The organism is Mesorhizobium sp. M4A.F.Ca.ET.050.02.1.1 (assembly GCF_003997725.1).
Classification (GTDB): domain Bacteria; phylum Pseudomonadota; class Alphaproteobacteria; order Rhizobiales; family Rhizobiaceae; genus Mesorhizobium.
This window is the reverse complement of the sequence record NZ_RZSG01000415.1, coordinates 1-5,318: the sequence shown is the minus strand read 5'-3', so window position 1 is coordinate 5,318 and position 5,318 is coordinate 1. Positions and strand designations below refer to the sequence as shown.

Here is a 5,318-nt window from a genome sequence, read left to right as displayed (position 1 = left end):
TGGCCAACGTGTGGATGCACAACGGCTTCCTTCAGGTCGAGGGCCAGAAGATGTCGAAGAGCCTCGGCAATTTCTACTCGATCCATGAGCTGCTGGAGACCGAGACCTTTGGCGGCCGCAAATGGCCGGGCGAAGTGCTGCGGCTGGCGATGCTGATGACGCATTACCGTGAGCCGATCGACTTCTCCGTGCGCAAGCTGGAAGAGGCCGAAAACACCTTGCGCAAATGGAAGCGCGCGGCCGATCTCGCGCCGGCGGCCGGGCAATTGCCGACGGAGGTCGTTGCGGCGCTGTCCGACGATCTCGCCACCTATGCCGCCTTCCAGCAGTTGACGCTGCTTGCCAGCGAGGCCGCGGAAGGCAACGCCGCCGCCGCGTCGCTGAAGGCCGCGCTTGCCTTCCTCGGCTTCGATGTCGGCACGGCCGAGGTGGACGAGGCGGCCATCGCCAAGGCCATCGCCAAACGTCTGGCGCTGATCGCCGAGAAGAACTGGCCTGAGGCCGATCGCATTCGCGACGAGCTTCTGGCGCAAGGCGTGCAGCTGAAAGACGGCAAGGATCCTGTCACCGGCGAGCGTATCACCACCTGGGAGGTGAAGCGGTGAGGGTGGCGCCAAGCACCCCCCTCTGCCCTGCCGGGCATCTCCCCCTCAAGGGGGGAGATTGGCAGCTCCGCCGACGGCGTTCGTCTTGCGAGGTGGGTGATTGGCGAAAGCAGTGGCGACATCTGATCTCCCCCCTTGAGGGGGAGATGTCCGGCAGGACAGAGGGGGGTGCCTCGCGATGACCCATTATCGCGTATCTCCCATCAATCGCGGCAATGCGCGCAAGATGCGCAAGCAGATGACAGATGCCGAACTCAAGCTTTGGAATGCAATACGCGTACACCGACTCATGGGGCTGGCGTTCCGCCGTCAGATGCCGATAGCTGGCTACATCGTCGATTTTGCATGTCCAACCAAAAAGCTGATCGTTGAGCTGGATGGCTCCCAACACGCTTCACATGAAGTTTCCGCATCTGACGCAGCAAGAACAGCCAGGCTTGAAGCGCTCGGCTGGACCATCCTGCGCTTCTGGAACGACGACGTCATCCGCGATATCGACAATGTCTGCCAGCACATCGTGATCGAGGCTGGCCTCGCCGGCGCCGATAGGCCGGCACGCGAACCAGCAAGGGAGGCAGTTTTATGATCGACCATCTCGGCATCACCGTTTCCGATTTCGACGCCTCGAAGGCCTTTTACGACAAGGCGATGGCGCCGCTCGGCGCTTCGCTGCTTTACATGGTGCCCACAGAATACACCGGCGGCGCCAAGGTCGGCGGTTATGGCCGCGACCGGCCGGTGTTCTGGCTGAGCTCGGGCAAGGACAAGCCGAAGGATCACCAGCATGTGGCCTTCACCGCGCGCAGCCGCGCCGAGGTCGATGCCTTCCATGCCGCGGCCCTTGCCGCCGGCGGCAGGGACAATGGCGGACCGGGGCTCCGCCCACATTATCATCCGAACTACTACGGCGCCTTCGTCTTCGATCCCGACGGCAACAATGTAGAGGCGGTCTGCCATGATCCGGAGTGATCAGCCATGAGCCTCGACAACCGGCCAGTCTACACAGGCGGCTGCCAGTGCGGCGCGGTGCGCTTCCGCGTCGAGGGCGCGCTGGGCGATGCCTCGATCTGCCATTGCCGCATGTGCCAGAAGGCGAGCGGCAATTTCTATCTGCCGCTGGTCTCGGTGCGCGGCGCCAAGGTCGAATGGACGCGCGGCGAGCCCAAGCGCTTTCGTTCTTCCAGCGCAGCATGGCGCGGCTTCTGCGCGGAGTGCGGCACACCGCTAACCTTCGAGGCGCCCGACGGCATGGCGCTGGCGATTGCCACCTTCGACGATCCGGCCGGCATCGCGCCCACCATCCAGTGGGGCACCGAGGCGAAGTTGCCTTACGTCGATTCCGTCCCGCAATTGCCGGGTGAGGAGACAATGGCCGACATCGGCTCGGCGCCTTATCTGGCGGAGCTCGTCTCCTATCAGCACCCCGACCACGACACCGACCAATGGCCGCCGGAGGAAAGACCATGACCGATCAAGTTCGAACCGGCGGCTGCCAATGCGGCGCCGTGCGCTTCCGCATCAACGGCAAGCTAGGGCGCCCGTCGATCTGCCATTGCCGCATGTGCCAGAAACAGTTCGGCAATTTCTTCGGAGCGCTGGTGACGGTGCCGAAGGACGGCGTCGAATGGACCCACGAGGAGCCGAGCTATTTCCAGTCCTCGGTCAACATCGATCGCGGCTTCTGCCGCCGCTGCGGCACGCCGCTGACCTATCGCCAGCCCGGCGCGCTGGAGATCGCCATCGGCGCCTTCGACGACCGCTCGGACCTCGCGCCGCTGATCCAGGTCAACTACGCCGTCCGCTTGCCCTGGGTGGAAAAGATATTCGAGGCGCCGGTCCTCGACGACCCCGACTTCTATCGACGGCAGGAGCAGATCATCTCCTTCCAGCATCCCGATCACGAGACGGCCAACTGGCCGCAGCAGGGCTTGAAACTATGACAGTCATGAGTGGTGGCTTGCGTACGCTCTATCCCGAGATCGAGCCGTTCGAGACCGGTATGCTCGATGTCGGCGACGGTCATAGGGTCTATTGGGAGCGCTCCGGCACCAGGGACGCCAAGCCCGCCGTGTTCCTGCACGGCGGTCCGGGGGGCACCATCTCGCCGAAACACCGGCGGCTGTTCGATCCGAAGCTCTACGACGTCATCCTGTTCGACCAGCGCGGCTGCGGGAAGTCGACGCCCAACGCTTCGCTCGAGGCCAACACCACCTGGCATCTGGTCGCCGACATCGAGCGGCTGCGCGAGATGGCGGGCTTCGACAAATGGCTGGTCTTCGGCGGCTCCTGGGGCTCGACCCTGGCGCTCGCCTATGCCGAAACGCATCCTGAGCGGGTGAGCGAACTCGTCGTGCGCGGCATCTACACGCTGACCCGCGCCGAGCTCGAATGGTACTATCAGTTCGGCGTCTCCGAGATGTTCCCCGACAAGTGGGAGCGCTTCCTGGCGCCGATCCCGGAAGCGGAGCGCGACGACATGATGGCCGCCTACCGCAAGCGGCTGGTGGGCAGCGACCGCAAGGCACAGGTCGAGGCAGCCCTCGCCTGGAGCCTGTGGGAGGGCGAGACGATCACGCTCTTGCCGGAGCCTGAAACCAGCGGCAAGTTCGGCGAGGACGACTTTGCCGTCGCCTTCGCCCGCATCGAGAATCACTATTTCGTCCATGCCGGCTGGCTCGAGGAGGGGCAGTTGCTGCGCGACGCTTGGAAGCTGAAGGACATCCCTGGCACCATCGTTCACGGCCGTTACGACATGCCGTGCCCGGCGCGCTACGCCTGGGCGCTGCACAAGGCCTGGCCGAAGGCGGATTTCCACCTCATCGAGGGCGCCGGCCATGCCTATTCGGAACCAGGGATCCTGGACCGGCTGATCCGGGCGACAGATGGGTTTGCGGGGAAAAAATGACAGCCCGCAGCACCCCCCTCTGTCCTGCCGGACATCTCCCCCTCAAGGGGGGAGATTGGCCTTCGTCGCGGCTTTCGCAAATTTTCAACGCTGCAGGTTGTGGCGCGGCATTCGAACTGCTGATCTCCCCCCTTGAGGGGGAGATGCCCGGCAGGGCAGAGGGGGGTGTTCAAGCGCCCACAGAACGATGACAAAGCAACGCCTCTACCTCTTCGACACCACCCTTCGCGACGGCCAGCAGACGCCGGGTATCGACTTTTCCGTCGAGGACAAGATCGCCATCGCCAAATTGCTGGACGAGTTCGGCATCGACTATGTCGAGGGCGGCTATCCCGGCGCCAACCCGACCGACACCGCCTTCTTCCAGGAGAACCGCACGGCCAAGGCAAAATTCGTCGCTTTCGGCATGACCAAGCGGGCAGGTGTCTCGGCCTCCAACGATCCGGGGCTGGCGGCGCTCGTGCAGTCGAAGTCGGACGCCATCTGCTTCGTCGCCAAGAGCTGGGACTATCATGTGCGCGTCGCGCTCGCCTGCACCAACGAGGAAAACCTCGACTCGATCAAGGTCTCGGTCGAGACGGCGGTCGCCGCCGGCAAGGAAGCCATGGTCGACTGCGAGCATTTCTTCGACGGCTTCAAGGCCAATCCGTCTTACGCCCTGGCCTGCGCGAGAACCGCCTACGATGCCGGCGCGTGCTGGGTGGTGCTGTGCGACACCAATGGCGGCACGCAGCCGTCGGAAGTGCGCGCCATTGTCGAGACGGTGATCGCCGGCGGCATTCCGGGCGACCATCTCGGCATCCACGCCCACGACGACACGGGGCAGGCGGTGGCCAATTCGCTGGCCGCCGTCGAGGCCGGCGTGCGCCAGATCCAGGGCACGCTGAACGGCATCGGCGAGCGCTGCGGCAACGCCAACCTGATCTCCATCATCCCGACGCTGGCGCTGAAGCCGGCCTTCGCCGATCGTTTCGAGACCGGCATTTCGACTGAAGCGCTGACCGGCATTTCGAGGCTCTCGCGGGCCTTCGACGAATTGCTCAACCGCGCCCCGGAAGCGCAGGCGCCCTATGTCGGCGCCTCCGCCTTCGCCACCAAGGCCGGCATTCATGCCTCGGCGCTCGCCAAGGAGCCGGCGACTTACGAGCACGTGCCCCCGGAAGCCGTCGGCAACCGCCGCCGCGTCATGGTCTCCGACCAGGGCGGCAAGGCCAATTTCCTCGCCGAGCTGAAGCGGCGCGGCATCGACGTGCCGAAGGATGACCATCGGCTCGATGCGCTGATCGCCGTTGTCAAGGAGCGCGAGGCGGAGGGCTATGCCTATGAGGGCGCCGACGCCTCCTTCGAGCTGCTCGCTCGCAAGATGCTGCACGGCCTGCCGGAGTTCTTCAATGTCACCTCCTTCCGCTGCATGGTCGAGCGTCGCTTCGACGCCAACGGCCAGTTGAAGACGGTGTCGGAGGCGATCGTCAAGGTGATGGTCGATGGCGAGGAGAAGATGTCGGTCGCCGAGGGCCATGGCCCGGTCAATGCGCTCGACATCGCGCTCAGGAAGGACCTCGGCAAGTACCAGAACGAGATCGGCGACCTCGAGCTTGCCGACTTCAAGGTGCGTATCCTCAATGGCGGCACCGAAGCGATCACGCGCGTGCTGATCGAATCGCACGATTCCAGCGGCGCCCGCTGGTGGACGGTCGGCGTGTCGGAAAACATCATCGACGCCTCCTTCCAGGCGCTGATGGATTCGATCATCTACAAGCTGATGAAGAACCGCGACATGGCGGGGCTGGGGGCGGCGGGGGAGGCGC

Annotated in this window: 6 protein-coding genes and 1 pseudogene; all 7 read left to right on the top strand. The window is 64.6% G+C overall.

The window, feature by feature from the left end:
* A pseudogene (locus EOA33_RS23165) lies at positions 1 to 605 on the top strand (cysteine--tRNA ligase); the annotation flags it as partial.
* 178 nt (positions 606 to 783) lie between these two features.
* Complete coding sequence (locus EOA33_RS23160) at positions 784 to 1,191, top strand: DUF559 domain-containing protein (RefSeq protein ID WP_126055691.1); 408 nt, start codon at positions 784 to 786, stop codon at positions 1,189 to 1,191.
* Positions 1,188 to 1,574, top strand: coding sequence for a VOC family protein (locus tag EOA33_RS23155; protein ID WP_126055690.1), 387 nt, complete (start codon positions 1,188 to 1,190; stop codon positions 1,572 to 1,574). The genes EOA33_RS23160 and EOA33_RS23155 overlap by 4 nt, the downstream gene beginning before the upstream one ends.
* Positions 1,575 to 1,580: 6 nt before the next feature.
* On the top strand, positions 1,581 to 2,072 hold the full coding sequence (locus EOA33_RS23150; protein ID WP_127406684.1) for a GFA family protein: 492 nt from the start codon (positions 1,581 to 1,583) through the stop codon (positions 2,070 to 2,072).
* Entirely contained in the window at positions 2,069 to 2,545 is a 477-nt protein-coding gene (locus EOA33_RS23145; RefSeq protein ID WP_126055688.1) for a GFA family protein, read from the top strand. The genes EOA33_RS23150 and EOA33_RS23145 overlap by 4 nt, the downstream gene beginning before the upstream one ends.
* A gap of 5 nt (positions 2,546 to 2,550) precedes the next feature.
* The gene (pip, locus tag EOA33_RS23140; protein WP_127406683.1) at positions 2,551 to 3,510 is read left to right on the top strand and encodes a prolyl aminopeptidase; all 960 of its coding nucleotides are present in this window, start codon (positions 2,551 to 2,553) and stop codon (positions 3,508 to 3,510) included.
* Positions 3,511 to 3,697: 187 nt separating this feature from the next.
* A partial coding sequence (gene cimA / locus EOA33_RS23130; protein ID WP_127406682.1) for a citramalate synthase occupies positions 3,698 to 5,318 on the top strand: 1,621 nt, incomplete at its 3' end.